This window comes from Arachnia rubra (genome assembly GCF_019973735.1).
In the GTDB taxonomy this organism is placed as follows: domain Bacteria; phylum Actinomycetota; class Actinomycetes; order Propionibacteriales; family Propionibacteriaceae; genus Arachnia; species Arachnia rubra.
On record NZ_AP024463.1, the window covers coordinates 2,690,338 to 2,706,009 of the forward strand.

17 protein-coding genes, 1 tRNA gene and 1 pseudogene are annotated in these 15,672 nt (G+C 60.9%); 7 read left to right on the forward strand and 12 right to left on the reverse strand.

The window, feature by feature from the left end; all coding sequences use genetic code 11:
• Positions 1-105 precede the first annotated feature (105 nt).
• A complete protein-coding gene (locus tag SK1NUM_RS12260) occupies positions 106-879 on the reverse strand; it encodes an ABC-three component system protein (RefSeq protein WP_223927570.1) in 774 nt (257 codons plus the stop codon).
• Between the two features lie 151 nt (positions 880-1,030).
• Between SK1NUM_RS12260 and SK1NUM_RS12265 the strand changes: the two genes are divergently transcribed.
• On the forward strand, positions 1,031-1,465 hold the full coding sequence (locus SK1NUM_RS12265) for a helix-turn-helix domain-containing protein (protein WP_212322392.1): 435 nt from the start codon (positions 1,031-1,033) through the stop codon (positions 1,463-1,465).
• Here SK1NUM_RS12265 and SK1NUM_RS12270 read toward each other — a convergent pair.
• Genes SK1NUM_RS12270 through SK1NUM_RS12280 form a run of 3 tightly spaced genes read right to left on the reverse strand, consistent with a single transcriptional unit; the run spans position 1,462 to position 3,397 of the window.
• A complete protein-coding gene (locus tag SK1NUM_RS12270; protein WP_212327380.1) occupies positions 1,462-2,352 on the reverse strand; it encodes an IS3 family transposase in 891 nt (296 codons plus the stop codon). The genes SK1NUM_RS12265 and SK1NUM_RS12270 overlap by 4 nt on opposite strands.
• Positions 2,343-2,630: a transposase gene (locus SK1NUM_RS12275; protein ID WP_212320937.1), complete on the reverse strand. Its 288-nt coding sequence runs from the start codon at positions 2,628-2,630 to the stop codon at positions 2,343-2,345. Before SK1NUM_RS12275 ends, SK1NUM_RS12270 begins: the two co-directional genes overlap by 10 nt.
• Positions 2,555-3,397, reverse strand: coding sequence for a transposase family protein (locus tag SK1NUM_RS12280; RefSeq protein WP_223927572.1), 843 nt, complete (start codon positions 3,395-3,397; stop codon positions 2,555-2,557). Before SK1NUM_RS12280 ends, SK1NUM_RS12275 begins: the two co-directional genes overlap by 76 nt.
• Before the next feature lie 212 nt (positions 3,398-3,609).
• Here SK1NUM_RS12280 and SK1NUM_RS12285 point away from each other — a divergent pair.
• Positions 3,610-3,987: pseudogene (locus SK1NUM_RS12285) on the forward strand (transposase family protein); the annotation flags it as partial.
• A 513-nt stretch (positions 3,988-4,500) separates the two neighbouring features.
• Here the strand turns inward: SK1NUM_RS12285 and SK1NUM_RS15480 are convergent.
• From SK1NUM_RS15480 to SK1NUM_RS12310, 6 genes are all read right to left on the reverse strand, one after another.
• Positions 4,501-4,836 carry an ABC-three component system middle component 6 gene (locus SK1NUM_RS15480; protein WP_396020914.1) on the reverse strand — a complete coding sequence of 112 codons (336 nt, stop codon included), beginning with the start codon at positions 4,834-4,836 and terminating at the stop codon, positions 4,501-4,503.
• Positions 4,739-5,191: an ABC-three component system protein gene (locus tag SK1NUM_RS12290; RefSeq protein ID WP_212322396.1), complete on the reverse strand. Its 453-nt coding sequence runs from the start codon at positions 5,189-5,191 to the stop codon at positions 4,739-4,741. Before SK1NUM_RS12290 ends, SK1NUM_RS15480 begins: the two co-directional genes overlap by 98 nt.
• Before the next feature lie 1,185 nt (positions 5,192-6,376).
• Positions 6,377-6,634: a hypothetical protein gene (locus SK1NUM_RS12295; RefSeq protein WP_212322398.1), complete on the reverse strand. Its 258-nt coding sequence runs from the start codon at positions 6,632-6,634 to the stop codon at positions 6,377-6,379.
• Positions 6,635-6,818: 184 nt separating this feature from the next.
• Positions 6,819-6,891 (reverse strand) — tRNA-Ala (locus SK1NUM_RS12300).
• A gap of 47 nt (positions 6,892-6,938) precedes the next feature.
• The gene (locus SK1NUM_RS12305; RefSeq protein ID WP_212322399.1) at positions 6,939-7,715 is read right to left on the reverse strand and encodes a hypothetical protein; all 777 of its coding nucleotides are present in this window, start codon (positions 7,713-7,715) and stop codon (positions 6,939-6,941) included.
• Between the two features lie 75 nt (positions 7,716-7,790).
• On the reverse strand, positions 7,791-9,077 hold the full coding sequence (locus SK1NUM_RS12310; RefSeq protein ID WP_212322400.1) for a molybdopterin molybdotransferase MoeA: 1,287 nt from the start codon (positions 9,075-9,077) through the stop codon (positions 7,791-7,793).
• A gap of 17 nt (positions 9,078-9,094) precedes the next feature.
• Here SK1NUM_RS12310 and SK1NUM_RS12315 point away from each other — a divergent pair, with 17 nt between their 5' ends.
• The 4 genes from SK1NUM_RS12315 to mscL all read left to right on the forward strand — a co-directional run bounded on the left by SK1NUM_RS12315 (position 9,095) and on the right by mscL (position 11,280).
• The gene (locus SK1NUM_RS12315; RefSeq protein ID WP_212322405.1) at positions 9,095-9,670 is read left to right on the forward strand and encodes a 5-formyltetrahydrofolate cyclo-ligase; all 576 of its coding nucleotides are present in this window, start codon (positions 9,095-9,097) and stop codon (positions 9,668-9,670) included.
• A 31-nt stretch (positions 9,671-9,701) separates the two neighbouring features.
• Positions 9,702-10,010, forward strand: coding sequence for an FmdB family zinc ribbon protein (locus tag SK1NUM_RS12320; protein ID WP_212322407.1), 309 nt, complete (start codon positions 9,702-9,704; stop codon positions 10,008-10,010).
• Between the two features lie 97 nt (positions 10,011-10,107).
• On the forward strand, positions 10,108-10,689 hold the full coding sequence (locus SK1NUM_RS12325; RefSeq protein ID WP_212322409.1) for an SAF domain-containing protein: 582 nt from the start codon (positions 10,108-10,110) through the stop codon (positions 10,687-10,689).
• A gap of 225 nt (positions 10,690-10,914) precedes the next feature.
• Positions 10,915-11,280: a large conductance mechanosensitive channel protein MscL gene (mscL, locus tag SK1NUM_RS12330; protein WP_212322411.1), complete on the forward strand. Its 366-nt coding sequence runs from the start codon at positions 10,915-10,917 to the stop codon at positions 11,278-11,280.
• A 62-nt stretch (positions 11,281-11,342) separates the two neighbouring features.
• Here the strand turns inward: mscL and SK1NUM_RS12335 are convergent, their stop codons facing one another.
• On the reverse strand, positions 11,343-11,687 hold the full coding sequence (locus SK1NUM_RS12335) for a hypothetical protein (RefSeq protein WP_212322413.1): 345 nt from the start codon (positions 11,685-11,687) through the stop codon (positions 11,343-11,345).
• A 2-nt stretch (positions 11,688-11,689) separates the two neighbouring features.
• A complete protein-coding gene (locus tag SK1NUM_RS12340; RefSeq protein ID WP_212322415.1) occupies positions 11,690-13,066 on the reverse strand; it encodes a UTP--glucose-1-phosphate uridylyltransferase in 1,377 nt (458 codons plus the stop codon).
• A 346-nt stretch (positions 13,067-13,412) separates the two neighbouring features.
• Here SK1NUM_RS12340 and SK1NUM_RS12345 point away from each other — a divergent pair, with 346 nt between their 5' ends.
• Positions 13,413-15,662 carry an ROK family protein gene (locus tag SK1NUM_RS12345; protein ID WP_212322417.1) on the forward strand — a complete coding sequence of 750 codons (2,250 nt, stop codon included), beginning with the start codon at positions 13,413-13,415 and terminating at the stop codon, positions 15,660-15,662.
• Positions 15,663-15,672: the final 10 nt, after the last annotated feature.

The following is a 15,672-nucleotide window of genomic DNA, read 5'->3' on the forward strand; positions in this document are numbered from 1 at the left end:
CGGCTTGTCTTTCATCTGAGGGTTTTCTTTCTACACCTTGAATTATCCCAGATCGGGCAAGCCGCCCTCACATCCCCCTCAGGACAAAGCACTAGCTGGGGAAAGTCAAAACACCCCTATGAATAAGCCTCCAAGTTGCTGAAACAAGACGATGGCTGATTCCAGAGGAAGCTCACGGTCTGCGATCTCAGTTCGGACGTTGGCTTCTGCCTCGGACATCATTGCGCGCAAGCGAAGACCTGTGTCGCTGACAGACTGCACAAACTCCAGTTTCCGCTCCAAATCAGCAACAAGAGCGTCTAGCTCAGTGACTTCGCGTTCTGCCTCGCGGAACGTTTCTAATGCCATCGAGTTATTCAACAGGTTCATCACGGCCGCGCGTCGTTGATCAAGAGCTTGGCGCTCCGAGTGAGCCTCATCCAGACGCTGATTAACGGCCAGCAGTTCTGTCTGAAGGTACATTTGCCGGTTTCTCACCACGGAGGCTTGAAACTCGGCGACTTCGCTGAAACGGCGGGTCACGGTGCCCGGCAGGACGATACCGATTTCCGCGTACATGCTTTCAAGCTGCTTGGCGAGTTCTCCTCCTGCAACTGCGGGGCGCTCTTCCATCATTGCTAGCTCAAGGTCACGCTTCCGTTGTTCGAGCGAGAGGCTCTCGTCATTGAGATTTCTGATTTCATGAGTCAGACGGTCTGCCTCCGCCTGATGGTCGGCATACTGCTCATCGACCCTAAACCCCGACAGATTGGACTCCATTCGAGACCGCTTCTCACGAGTTTGAGCCAAACGGGCCCGCAACTCCGGCTCGCTGAGTGCGATAGCCCCGAGCGTGCCGTCAGAAATAGCTTTATTAAGCGCTTTCCGATTCTTCTCCAAAGCTGTTATTTCGCCAGCTTTAGAGGCTTAGTCAGAATCGGTGGCTGCAATAGTTAATTGACGTGTTGTGCGTGTCGGTATGCGCGAGGAAGGCTCAACTTCCTGAATAATTGATAGTACCAACACAGTCAATCGAAAGTTGAGCCTTCCCATGTACTCTAGCACAGGTCTTAGCAGCGAACAGATCACCGACCTTGTCGCACGCATCCATGACCTCCGCGAGGCACCAGCCTCCCGAGCAGGACGGAAACCCACACTAGGACTGTACAAGTGTGTTGTTGTGGCCTTGATCTATCTGCGATCCAACCGCACACAAGCATCGATTGCCGACCAGTTCCACGTCTCCCAGAAAACGATCTCTCGAACCATCGCATCCTGGATGCCCATCCTGGGACAGGCCCTGCAGGACTGCACCCCCACGGTCGACGACCTCGATGTCAGCGAACCACTCATCGTCGATGGCACCCTACTGCCGACCTGGTCATGGCGCACCATGCCAGAACTGTACTCCGGCAAACACAAAACCACCGGCGTCAACTGGAGTGCTATGGGTTTTGTGGACACTACTGAAAAATGGGATTTCTAGGCTGCTTTCTGGTGTTGGCTCCATTCTTGGTGGACGTGGTTGGGGGTTCGGTACCCTAACGCCGAGTGAAGTCGTTTCTGATTGTAACGTAACTCGATCCAGGCTGTCACATCCTTTATAGCATGTTTCCGTGTTGGGTAGATCTTCCGGTTCACTACCTCCTTCTTGCAGGTGGCATTAAATGATTCCGCTGCGGCATTGTCGTAACACGACCCAGTTCTACCTACCGAGGCACGGATACCATATGTGTTCATGATTTCCGCGTAATCAGCTGAGGTGTATTGCGAACCACGATCCGAATGGAAGACGGTTTCACCTCGGGTTACTGGGCAATTTCTGACTGCCATGTGTAAAGCCTCGGCAACAAGCCGGGTGCGCATATTCCCGGCGATCGCATAACCGATGATCTTTTTCGAGTAGCAATCCATGACGGTTGCTAGATAAGTGAATCCTTCCCAGGTGGGGATGTAGGTGATATCGCCTACCCATTTCTGCCCTGGTTTGTTGGCGGTAAAATTCCTTTTCACCAGATCCGGGCGGTGGTGAAGATCCTGGGCCGGGATGGTGGTACGGACCCGTTTCCGGGGCTGACAGGCCACCAAGCCAGCCCGGTGCATGAGCTGACGCACCAGCTCTGGGCTCGCGTGGATTCCCCGTTCAACCAGAGCTGCGTGGATACGTCGATACCCGTAGGTTTGCTCAGACTCGTGGAAGAAATGCGTAATTAAAATAGTGAGTTCTTCCCGGCGTTTCTGCGTCTCGGATAAACCCTGATTCCGCCATCTGTAGTAGCCGGAACGAGACACTCTGGCCCAGCGGCACATCAGATACACAGGATAGCTGCCTTCCTCGCGGTGAATATAAACATATTTCGCTGCTACCGGGATTCCTGCGCGAAGAAGGCCGCCGCTTTTTTCAAAAACTCGATCTCCATCTTCGCTTCACGCAACTCAGCCTGCAAGCGCTTGTTCTCCGCCACCTGATCCGACGAGGCTTCTACCATACCTGGGTCGGGATGCTGCTTCCGCCATATTCTCACCCAGTTACCCACAGTTTGCGGAACCAGATTGTAGGACTTCGCCACTTCCGCTATCGGCCGAGACCCCTCAAGAACCTCCGCGATGATTTGTTCTTTAAACTCTTTACTAAATTTCGAAGCCGGCATAGAGGCTTATTCATAGGGTGTAGGCGAAGATGAGTCCCTGTGACGGCTTGTATTGTGGTTTCGAAGGTGTTGTAGGGGCGGCGGTAATCGGTGTGCAGGACACGCCATGTTTTGAGGTTCGCGATGACACGTTCGATGAGGTAGCGGACGCGGTTGATGGTTGTGTTGTTTCTCCTGTCGGTGTTGGTGAGTTCGCCATGGGCGGGTTTCTTCGCGGGGGTGATCATTCCCAATCCGATGTAGCCTTTGTCTCCAATATGACTTTGACTGTCGAGGGCTGCGAGGAAGCCGGATTCCTTGATGGCCTTTGCGTCATGCACGCTACCCGGCAGGGGTGGGGAGATCCAGGCGAGGTGTCCTGCTAGGGTGCAGGCCACTTGCAGGTTCACCCCTGTGGTGTGGTGTTTGCCTGAGTACAGCTCGGGACGCTCGTGCCACGACCAGCAGGACACCAGAGTACCGTCGATGATGTACTGGCGGTTCGGGTCGAGGTCCCCCACGCCGGGCACCCAGGCTTGGAGGGCCTCGGCGATCAAGGGAGTGTAGACCGCCACCACTCGTGAGATGGTGGCTTGGGAGACCGTGTGGATGTTGGCCAGCAACTCCTGGGTGAGGTTGTGTCTGAGTGTTAACAAAGTGACTTGGATACAGCGGAACAAGCCTAGGACACGGGATCCTGCTGCGGGAAGGTTTCCGGAACGGGATGTGTGGATCAGTTCGCACAGGTTGAGGATCTGGTCGCGGTCAAGGCTTGTGGTAGTATTCACGGCAGCGGCTTGTCTTTCATCTGAGGGTTTTCTTTCTACACCTTGAATTATCCCAGATCGGGCAAGCCGCCCTCACATCCCCCTCAGGACAAAGCACTAGCTGGGGAAAGTCAAAACACCCCTATGAATAAGCCTCATAGTACAGATTTTACCTCACATGTTCGAATAAACTCAGGTTTTTCACCACTGTCCACGAAACGCCGGGCACTCCAAACGTCCAGGTTGCATGCGACCTGACAGGACGGCTCGCCTTCATCTCCGACCCGATGCCCGGCCGCACCCATGACGCACACGCACTCAAAGAAACCGGCCTACTCGACCACATCACCACCGGGCAACTCATCGGCGACAAAGGATACATCGGACTCGGCATGATCACCCCCATCCGAACCCAACCGAAACAACAACACACAGAAGAAGAAAAAAGGTTCAACAAGTCAGTAAACGCGATACGCTACATGATCGAACGAGTCATCGCCAACCTCAAAACCTGGAGAATTCTCCACACCGACTACCGCAGACCCTTCACAACATTCCCAGAAACAATCACCACAGTAGCCGCACTCGAATTCTACAGAAACACATTCTGACTAAGCCTCTTAGTAAGGATCTCAGGCGAGAATCCAAGAAGGAAGCCAATCCGAGTTCCCGACTCCCAGTCAGACTCGACGCGATGAGTCTTGAGCGGGTCACCGAAGTAGTCACGGGCAAGCTGTCCAAATAAATGTCCTACTGTCGGCCTTTTGACGGATTTGGGAATCCCGAAGAGGCTAGAGAGTTCGCGCTTCCAGTCATCAATGCTAGTCGCAGATCCATCGATATATACCTTCGTTTGCGGCGATACTGGCCTTTGTACGCAGCTAGGCTTTGCGGCTCCGTCTAGTTCAAGTTCGGCTCAGAACGAATGCTTGGCTAACAGATCAGCTTTGAGACTGTCGTTGATACTCCCCCCGAGAACATAGCGCAGGATTCTGATGAAACTCGTCTTTCCCGCACCATTCCGACTGTCTCCCGACGTGGATTCAGTCGTCTTATCTGCGAGCAGGATGTTCATCCCGTCGTGAAATTGCAATTGTTTGAAGCGTGCGTCGGATGAGCCAAGCTTATGCAGAAACATCAGACCTCACCAACTGCCCAGACTTATTCCAGGAAACTGCGTTAATCGCGAACAGCATGGACAAGGCAAATGCAAACCAATCGAAGGTAATCTTGGCGTCTCCGCTAGCCTCACCTGAGCTTTTCGAGAATCGTTCCCAGAGCCCCGAGACGGTTGCCGGAGAGTCCAATAGTGAGATGATGTTCGCTCCAACAGTTAGCAAAGCTCGCTGAGGCTCGATGCCTTTAGTGGGAAGCAACATCGTGCAGCTCATCCCTATCGTGCTCGACAGGCGGTTCTTCGAAAATATCACATGAATCAAAGAAGTATGCCGTGACGGCATATACGGCGTTAGCCCTTTTCGTGGACAGATCAAAGTCTTGGCCGCCAAGCGCCCCATAGATTCGACGAACAATCTCACGTACATCCTGCGTAGCCTGCCGGGCTTCTTGGTAGATGACGCGGAAGCGTTGAGCTTTCTCGTCGCGCAACTCAGGGTTCGCTTGTTCGGAAAACCATTTGTCAATGCGCGACGAGAGCAGTCTCCCTGCGTAGAACTCCGCTCTTGTAGTTTCGGGGAGGTTATTGAATTCTATCTTGGTTGAGGGAACTGGACGGATGGATTCGATGTGATCGGGGCCAGCCCCATCTATATCCTCCAGGGAGAGGATCAAATGCACAAGATCGGCGAGCTCCACGTTCTGTGCGTGTGGGACGCCTGGAATGACTTCATCTAGCTGCGCTAGGGTCAGTTTATTAACAGCCTTCCACCACAGATCATCGGCCTTCCAGGAGGCTTATTCACAGACAGCGTGGCGGCCAGTAAAATCCCTAGTCAGGACGCACTTGAGGAAGGCTGTGAATAAGCCTCCAGATCTCGATTAAGATGGGACGTTGACTGCCCGGCGCATGCTGCGCCCGCAGAGCCAGAACACTCTTAGTTGGCATCGGACCAAAGGGAGCGTTGGTTACAAAACGCCAGGTTGAGAAGCTCTTCCAACTAGCGGTTCCTCTGGCGAAGTCAGACTCCAGCTGATCTTTGGTTTTCTGGTCAATGCCGGTTGTGGCGCGCTATCCATAACAGGCGTACAGGATCGACCCACTGTCAGCAAGCCCATCACAGCCGCCGTCGCCGTGCCTTCCCATCGGTGTTGGGTTCAGATAGTCGACATGGAGACGCTTCAAGACCGCCATAGCATAGTCCTCGAAAACGTCGCCGGAAGCGAGACACCGCTGGTCATGCATTGCTCGGTACCAGCTCTTCCATGCCGAGTCGATCATGGACACGATCCCCTCTCACAGATGATTCGCGTATGTGGCCAGAACAGTGTCGCGGTAACGGGGTTGCGCCACCCTGTCAGCCCAGTTTAGCTGTCCACCTCGACCTCAGTCCCACCCGCTCGGTTCCTGCTGCCGCTCGTCAACGGCCTCTTCAGGGAGTGTCGAACGCTTGGCAGTCGCACAGATCTCGGCTCAGAGTTCAAGCTGGCGGTCCACCCACTGTCAGGCTCCCTCCAGTCATTCTCGACACCAGTATGAGGCAGCTTCCGGAGAGCGATCGCGGCGCGGACTCGGTCGAGCTTCTGCGCGGATGACCGAGTCTTCAGTCATGAAGCCGGCGCTGCCAGTAGCGGGGCTGCGGCAGTGGTGCGGTAGTAGAGCACCCGGTACGGGAATACGCGCACGCTGGCTCTTCGCACAACGGGCAGCTCCTCCCAGCCGGGGAACACGGGCGAGGCATCAGGCCAGTCGAGAATATGCTGTTCCGTGGTGCGGATCTCGGTGAGGAAATCAGCACCGAGCGATGCACGTTACTGTTTCGTACCGCTCGGCTGCTCCTAGGAGTTCAGCAGCTGCCTCGGGGGGAACACGGAGCGCGAGTGTCACTTGCGCATCGCGGCGAGCTTGGCACGGATCTGTGCATGAACCTCGCCCGCGTCGAGTAGTTCGACTTTGCCTGATTCGATGTCGTCGATACAACAGCGCAGTTCTGAGCGCCATGCCGCATCACTCTCGGCCTGATCCTCGACCATATGATCGTCTTCGTCGAGGCTGCAGATGCCACGGTGCAATGCCGCAACGCGGTCATGATGATCAAGCGAGCGCAAGGTCCCCTCGACCTCAGCCGCATTCATAGACATGACCCAAGCGTACGCCGCAGCGCCGACAATACGTAGGGACGTTTTCCGCAATCTCCGTGGGGCTCGGCAGTCTCATCCCCGACCCGGTAACGTATAACGGCGTCTGGCACGTACTCGGCAGGGATGAGAACGTATCGTTGCTGATCGTGCTGTTTGTGCATGATGCGCTGATTCGCAGCTGCAGTGGAGCTAAGGGGATTCGAACCCCTGACCTTCTCATTGCGAACGAGACGCGCTACCAACTGCGCCATAGCCCCAGGTACCGGATGATGTTAGCACCGCTGTCAGGCCCAGTGCCAACCCGTCATTCGCCGACGGCCCTGGGCCTCTGGACGAGCTCCTCGGGGGGTTCCCAGTCGGCGGGGGCAGCGCGCCGCGGAGCCACTGGACGATCGGCAGGGGTGTCGGCGGTGGGGATGATGATGGTGTTGTTGACCGGTGCGGACAGATCGATGGTGCGCACGCTCCGGGGCACGAGAGGCTTGGAGACGTAGGTGGGCGTGATCACGGGGATCGGCTCCCACAGCGGACCCGACTTCTCCGGCGCGGTCAGGTCGACGGAGAACTCGTGGGAGGTTTCCTCCTCCTCGATGGCCTTCATCATGGACGTCGACTCGCCGTCGACGTAGCCGGCTTTGACCTTTGCCGCGCGCTCGTCGAAGCGGCGGTGCATCTTCTTGACCCCGACCCGCGCGGAAATCAGGAACGCACCCAGGGCGACGATGGGGATCGCCACCGACCAGCCGGGCACGATGTCGAACAGGCAGAGCACGAGGCATAGGAGGGTCATCACCCCGAGCGCCGTGACCACACGCCGCCGCCGCATAGCGGCCTCCCGCGCCATCAGGCGTAGCTCGGTGAGCTCCGCTCTGCGGGTCAGCGGCGTGGAGACCTCGACTGGCGAGTCCTCCTCGTCGTCGTACTCGTTGACGTTCCCGCGCAGGATCCGCATGGAGCCGGAGAAACGCTCGACGGGGTCTCCGTCGAGGACATCAACGTCGTCTTTATGAACCGACAACCAGGGCAGGCCGAAGGCCAGGACGGCCAAGACCAACACACTGATGACAATTCCCGCGAGCACGATCACACGTTAAACAACAGCGGCGTAATTTTCTTCTGCGGCGCGCCGTAATTTTCCCGGGAACCTGAAAAAACCTCAGGATTCGTCCAGGAGCCAGCACTGGACCGCCTCCCCCGGACGCACCAGCTCGGTGTCCTCGTCCAGGACGATCAGGGCGTTCGCGCGCCCCAGCTCGGCCATGGCGAAAGGGTCGCTGACCCGGCTGGCGGTGCGGAGCCGCCCGTCATCGATCACCTCAGCGCGCAGCAGGTGTCGCTGACCCCAGATCGAGCGCATCGTCGTCCTGGCTATTGCCCTGACTGTCTTTCGGTGCACGTCCGCTCCTGTGAGGCGCTTCAGCAGGGGCCACACGAACACCTGGAAGGACACGTAGGCGGACACGGGATTGCCCGGCAGCATGACCATCGGGACACGTTCATCGCCGATCAGCCCGAAGGTCTGGGTGCGTCCCGGTGACATCGCCACCTCGACGGCGTCAACCAGCCCCATCTCCGACATGGCCTCGGCCACGGCCTCGTATTCCTCGCGGCGTCCGCCGGTGGTGGAGATGACAAGGTCGGCGCGGATCAGCTGGTCGGTGATCGCCTGTTTGAGCTCGTGTTTGTCACTGGAGTGCACGGCGACCCGGAACACCGTCGCCCCGGCGGCCCGCGCGGCGGCTGAGATCAGGAATGAGTTGGCGTCCGTGGCCTCGCCGTAGCCGACGTCCTCCCCCGGCTCCACCAGGTCGGCTCCGGAGCTGACCACAACCACGCGGGGCTTCGGTCGCACCAGGACCTTGTCGATACCGGCTGCCGCCAGCATCCCAACGCTGCGGTCAGTGAGCACATCACCCTCGGAGAGCAGCCGGTCGCCGACCGCGAGATGCTCGCCCGCGGCCCTCAGATATTCACCCTCTGAGACCTCTTTGACGAGCTCGATGCGATCGCCGTCGACGTTCGCGAAGGGGTAGGGCAGGACAGCCGTCGTGCCGCGGGGAACCACCTCGCCGACGTCGACGGGAACAGCCTGGCCGACCCCGAGATGCTCGGTGCCGACAGCCAGCTGGAGCGACCCCACCGGCTGGCCTTCCTCCCACAGGTCGGAGGCGCGCACCGCGTAGCCCGCCACTTTGCTCGTCGAGTTCTGCGGCACATTGATCATGGAGTCGATGTCCTCACAGATCACCTGCCCCCAGGCCTCCAGCACCGACATGCCGAAGGGTTTGAGGGGCTCGACGAGCTCCAGCAGATAGTCGACGTGATCCTGGACACGGCGCAGGCCGTTAGAGTCCGGCTCAGGCGGTGGCGGCAGGGACGGGGCAGGGGCCTCCTCGATCGAGGGTTCCTCTTCCACTTGCCTTCTGCGACCGAAAAGCGCCATGTTTCTACGATAGGCCAATGGAATTCACACATGAGAAGGGCGCGCTGCGGGAAACCATCACAGCGCGCCGCAGGGCCCTGGAAGAACCCGACTGGCAGAAAAACGACGAAACCCGTTGCGAGACGCTGTTGGGGCAGCTTGGAACCCCAGGGGTGATCGCTCTATACGCCTCCAGAAAACAGGAGCCCGGCACCCTTATCGCCATTCGGCGACTCCTGGAGCTGGGCTGGCAGGTCCTGCTGCCCAAGCTCTCCAAGGAGCCGGACTGGGCCTGGGCCACCGGCGAGCTGCGTCCTGGCTGGGCGGGTATTCCCGAACCCACCGACCAGGGGCTGGGAATCGGCTCCCTGGCCCTGGCCGACGTGATAGTGGTGCCCTGCCTGGCGGTCTCCCGCGACGGCACGCGGCTGGGCATGGGAGGTGGCTGGTACGACCGGGCCCTCCACCACCGCCGGCCCGGAACCCCGGTGTGGGCGCTGGCGAACTCCGATGAGGTGCTTCCGCGCCTACCCCATGAACCGCATGATCTTCCCGTGGATGCGGTGATCACCGAGGATGGATTCACCCGTCTTGGGGCAGGGAGCGTATCCTGATTCGCGTTTGTCCATCGAAGCGGGAGCGTGAATGCCCACCTATCAGTACCGTTGCACGGCATGCGGCGAGGAGCTTGAGGCCGTCCAGAAGTTCTCCGACCCTGCTCTGACCACCTGCACGGCGTGCGGTGGCGACCTACGGAAGGTCTACAGCGCGGTCGGCGTGGTGTTCAAGGGCTCCGGTTTCTATGCGACAGATTCCCGCAAGTCGAAGTCCGCCCCAGCGTCGGATTCCTCCAAAGAGTCCTCCTCCAAGACGGATTCAAAGTCCACGACAGGTTCGGCTTCCACCCCCGCCAAGTCCAACAAGTCCAAGGAGGCCTCCAAGGCAGCGTCCTGAGGGAACACCACAGCCGCTCTGTGGAAAAGTGCCCACGGGGGCTGGCATTGCCCATAAAGAGGGCGTGGAGAGTTTCTTTCAGCGCCTGAGGCGCTTCGTGAGCTGGCACCGCCGGGCCATCGCCGCTCTGTTGGCGGGCCTGGGTGCCTTCGCATTGGTGACGCACCTGTCCCCGAGAGGTCAGGACCAGGTGCCCGTGGTGGCTCTGGCCCGGTCCGTGGCTGCTGGGGGTGTCCTCAGGAGCGATGACCTGAAGGTCACGCACCTGCCTTCCGGCACGCTTCCCGAGCACAGCTTCAAGGATCCCGGGGAGCTGGTCGGCCAAACCCTCGGGTTCGGCCTGGAGACAGGTACCGTGCTGCAGCCAGGGATGCTGGCCGCCACACCGTCGCTGGCTGAGGGCCGCGCGCTGGTCCCGATCCTCATCCGCGACAATTCGCTGAGGACGCTGCTGTCCCCCGGCACCCCCGTCACGCTGGTGCTCGCCGACTCCGGTGAGGTGGTCGCCACCGATGCCCGGGTCTCATCCATGCCCAGCGCTTCAGAGGGCACCCTGTTGAATCCAGGCGGAGGGGCAAAGCCCCTCATCCTGGTGGATGTGCCAGCCGGAATTGGGCCCGAGGTCTCAGCGCTGGGACAGCAGGGAAAACTGACAGTGATCCTCGGGAACGGGTCTTGATGTGTTTAGGGATCTCGCGCACATCCACATTTGGCATCTTTCACGTCATCCGATTGGCCAGAATTTACTCCAATGAGCCATTTGGAGACCGAGAAGCTGGCCTCTCCCGCCACGATATGCATAGAGTGACTCCGGTCCCTGAAACAGGGCTACCCGGACCTGAATCCCCAGGTTCCGGGCCGCTCCCCGGCCCGTCGAGTGGCCGGAGCACAGAAGGAATGCAGGATGAAGGGCTTCAAAGAATTCATAATGCGCGGCAATCTCGTCGAGCTTGCCGTCGCAGTCATCATCGGTACCGTGTTCTCTGCGGTGGTCAAAGAGTTCACCGCCATTCTCATGGGCTTCATCGGTAAGATCGGCGGCCAGCCGGACTTCTCTGCAGTGACCCTGTTCGACGTCAATGTCGGTCTGTTCATCAATGCGGTGATCACCTTGCTGATCACCTCCGCGGTCGTCTACTTCTGCGTTGTGAAGCCGTACAACATGCTGCGTGACCGCTACTTCCCGAAGAAGGACGAGGAGCCCGCAGGCCCCAGCTCCGAGGAGCTCCTCACCGAGATCCGCGATCTCCTGAGGACCCGCAACTACTGATCAGGAGACAGACAACTCCACGACGAGCCGCTCCGCTGGGCCAACGAGCTTCGGCGAGCCCATCACCCCCAGTGGGGCGGCCTGTCCGCCAGCAGCCGGCGCTCGTCGGCGTTGAGCGGACGCACCAGGGCCTGGCCCCGGGACGAAGTCCCGGCCAGGCCCGTTTGCTTTCTCACCTCAGCCAGTAAGGCATCGAAACGCGCGAACCCGAGCTCTCGCCGGGCTTCGAGGTCGACGGGGAACGGCCACGGCAGCCGCTTGTTCATCTGCTCCTGTCTGAGGGCCGCCAGCCGCTCCGCGCCCCACCCGAGACGAGCCAGCTCGGCTGGCAGCCCAGCAGCGTCACCGCTCACCGGAAGCGTCCGCCCCGTCAGCGCCCGGGCAAGCTCGACCGCCTCATCGGCCAAGGTCAGGCGCCTAGCACGGTTCCGGCGGGAATGACCTGAGGCGTTCCTTTGTCGGGGAGGTCGACGGCGCCGCGCACTTTCACATGCGGCTCAAAGACCCAGTCCCCCTTGATCCGCAGGGCCGTCGCACCGCGCAGCGATGGGGCCTGCGGGATACGGGCCTCGAAATCCTGGACGGTCTTGTAGTGGCGGGAGTCGAGGCTGATCTCAGGCGTGGCCGAACGCGCGACGAGGTGCCCGTCCTCGTCGAGGTCGTAGACGTCAGAGCGCAGCAGCAGCAGCTCGTTGGTGGTCTTCACCGGTTGGAACCGGTCGCGGCCGACGCAGATCGCGGTGGCTCCTGGGAAGACCTCGATGGCAGCCCCCATCGCCGTCTCCACCTGCACCACCTTCGGGGAGCTAGGATCGGCCGGATCCACAGTCTTCTCGTTGCGAATCATCGGCAGCCCGAGCACCGAGTTGCGCTCACGCAGTGTGTCAGCCAGGCGCTGCAGATCGAACCACAGGTTGTTGGTGTGGAAGAACGGATGCCGGTGCTCGTCAGTGAAGTAGCCCATCTCCTCGGGCGCCGTCTGGGCGGTGTCACGGAGGATGAGCTGCCCGTCACGTTTGCGGACGGCCAGGTGACCACCCTTGCGATCGTTGATGGTGCGGCGGCACAGCTCAGCGGCGTAGGGGGCACCGGAGGCGGCAAACCAGCCGGCCAGCCTCGCATTCGGAGCGGCGCCCAGGTTGTCCCCGTTGGCGGTGCAGGCGTACCGGAACCCCTTGTCGATCAGCTGCTGCAGCAGGTTGGAGCTCCACAGGGAGGTGTAGATGTCCCCGTGCCCGGGCGGGCACCACTCAAGCCCCGGATCCGCAGGCCACTCGACGGGGGTCAGGTCGTCGGCGCGAAGCTTGGGCTCCTGGTTCTGCAGGAAGCTGAGCGGCAGGCCGTCGACGGGAAGGTCGGGGTAGCGGGACAGGTGGGCGAGGGTGTCGGCCTCAGTGCGGAAGGAGTTCATGAAGAGCAGCGGCAGCGGGGCGTCCCAGTCGCGCCGGGCGGCCTGCACCTGCTGCACGATCAGGTCGAGGAAATTGAGGCCATCGCGCACCTCTAGGAGATTCTTGGCCTTGTCAAGTCCCATCGATGTGCCTAGCCCACCGTTCAGTTTGATGATCACGGTGGCGCCGATGGCCTCGCGCGCCTCGTTGTCGCTGACCTCGACGTCGTCCAGCATCGGCGGGTTGGTGAGGGGCTCGATGTCCTCCTCCCGGATTAGTCCGGTCTCTCCCGACTCAACCAGCCGGTAGTAGTGGGAGAACACGTCGACTGCAGGGGTAGCCACCCCGGCGTCAAGCATCTTCTGACGGGCGGCTTCCAGGCCAAGCTGCGACACTGCTGATTTCCCTTCCTCGGTTCCGGCCTCATCCTAATGGCCTGCGACGGTTTGCCGCTGCTCAATGAGAGTTTTCGTGGCGCGGTTCTCACAGTGGCACAGTTCTTCCAACTGTTTTCCTCGTGCACGAAACGCCGCGTCTGCCCGTAACCATCACCACGAGAAGGGGTTATAACCGCTCGCGACGGCGTTTCGTGCACACCGGAATGTGATGCGGTTATTGCTTTCTTGACTAAATCCGGCCCCAGGCCTACTCTCTGATCGTTCATTTAGGTACTTACGTAAGTATTCTGAGAAATTGAGGTCGCTGATGCCCCCGAGCACGCACGGAAGCAGGCCAAGCCGCATGGCCAGCGTCTATGAGACGCTCGTCACGCATCCGAACTCGACCGTCAGCTCGCTGATGAGGCAGACCCGGCTCTCGCGACCCACCATCACCACTCTGCTCGACTCCCTCACCGAGATGGGCCTGGTCGCCCCCCAGGGGGCGGAGGGTAGTGTCGGGCGGCCCGCTGAAACCTGGGCGCCGCGCAAGGACGCCGGGGTGGTCATCGGCGTCGATCTGCTCCAGCACAGCGTCCTGCTGGCCGTGGCCCAGCTCGACGGCGAGATCATCGAGACGGACCACCGCTCCGGCCTGAGCGTGGACAGCTCGGTCCGGTTCAGGAATGTGCTGGACCTGATCAGCAAACACGTCACCGAGGGCACCGCCGGCCCGCCGCGCGCCATCGTCATCTCCACCACCGGGACCGTGGACCTGGATGGCCGCCTGATGCGCAGCGACGCCGTGCCGCAGTGGGAGGGTTTCGACCTGGGCAAGGAGCTGTCGCAGCGCCTCAGGCTCCCGGTGCGCATCGAGAATGACGTGAATGCCGCGGCTTTCGGGGAGTTCGCGCTGCGCTGCGGCGATGGCTCCCTCAGCCCCGGCGACGACCTCCTGCTGATCGCCCTGTCCCGGGCGATTGTCACGGGCCTGGTCATGAACGGCAAGCTGCACCGGGGGCACCGGCAGAACGCCGGGGAGGTCGGGCTCCGGATCGTCGACGGAGTGGGGCTCTCGCCTGGAAGCCTGGCGCGTGCCGCCGAGAGCATCGGCACCGTCTCCGCTGTCCTGGACCCGGCCAGCATCGTCCTGACCCTGCCGAACCGGGAATCCCCCGGGATCCTCGCCGAGATCATCGAACACCTGCGCACCGCCCGCGAATCCAGTGCCGCGGAACTCAACCTCGAGGTCTCCCGCCTCGGGCAGGGATCCGCCATCGTCGGCGCTCTCTCCCTGGCCCTCCAGGAGGCCCGGACCAGTCTCTTCGGCGAGTCCACCGCGCTCATACCGATCCCGAAGGGCCTCAACCACATCACGAGAATCACAGCGAGAGGAATCCACTACCCCATGTCCACGGTAAAGCCGGCCGCCTCTGACCGGGCGACGCTGCGCATCGGCGTAGTCGGGGTGGGAGCCCGCTCCGACATCGCCAAGCACTTCGAGCTCCCCGGGCTGAACTGCCGCATCACCGCTGCCGCGGAGCCCCACCCCGACGGCGAGGCCCGCATCCTGAACCGCATCGGCCGCAGCGACATCAAGCTGACGAGCAGCGTCACCGAGCTGATCGCCGAGGGCATCGACGCGGCCCTGGTGACCTCTCCCGACGACACCCACGCGCAGGTGGCCTGTGAGCTGTTGCGGGCTGGCGTGCCCGTTTACGTCGAGAAACCACTCGCGACCCGCATGGACGACGCGATCGCCATCCTGCAGACCGCGTACGAAACCGGCACGAAGCTGTACGTCGGGCACAACATGCGTCACATGCACGTGGTGCGCTCGATGCGGGACCTGATCCGCCGCGGCACCATCGGCGAGGTGAAGGCCATCTGGTGCCGTCATTTCGTCGGCAATGGCGGTGACTACTACTTCAAGGACTGGCATGCCACCCGTGAGCACGGCACCGGGCTGCTGCTGCAGAAGGCCGCCCACGACCTGGATGTGATGCACTGGCTGGCTGGCTCCCACACCGAGCAGGTGACCGCGATGGGCGGCCTGACCCTCTACGGCCAGATCACCGACCGCCAGGACCGCTCCGACCAGCTGCTGGGCGACTGGTTCAGCATGGACAACTGGCCTCCGCTGTCGCAACGGGGCCTCAACCCAGTGGTGGACGTCGAGGACCTGTCGATGATGCTGATGCGGATGGAGTCGGGGCTGTTCGCCTCCTACCAGCAGTGCCACTACACCCCCGACTACTGGCGCAACTACACCGTGATCGGCACCGAGGGTCGCATCGAGAACTTCGGCGACTACGAGGGCGGGCACATCAAGCTGTGGAACCGCCGTCACCTCTACGACCCAGAGGGCGATGCCCAGTTCCCGATCAAGGGCGACGACAAGGGACACGGCGACGCCGACGTCCTGACGGTCAGCGAGTTCGTCTCCTTCATCACCGAGGGCACCCCGACGGACACCTCCCCGCTCGGCGCGTGGTACGCCGTCGCCGCGGCCATCGCCGCAACAGATTCCATCCGTAACGGCTCTTCCCCCCGGGACATCCCGAAGCTGGCTCCGGAAGTCATCGACTATTTCAACAACAACCAGGTCAAATGACCGACACAAA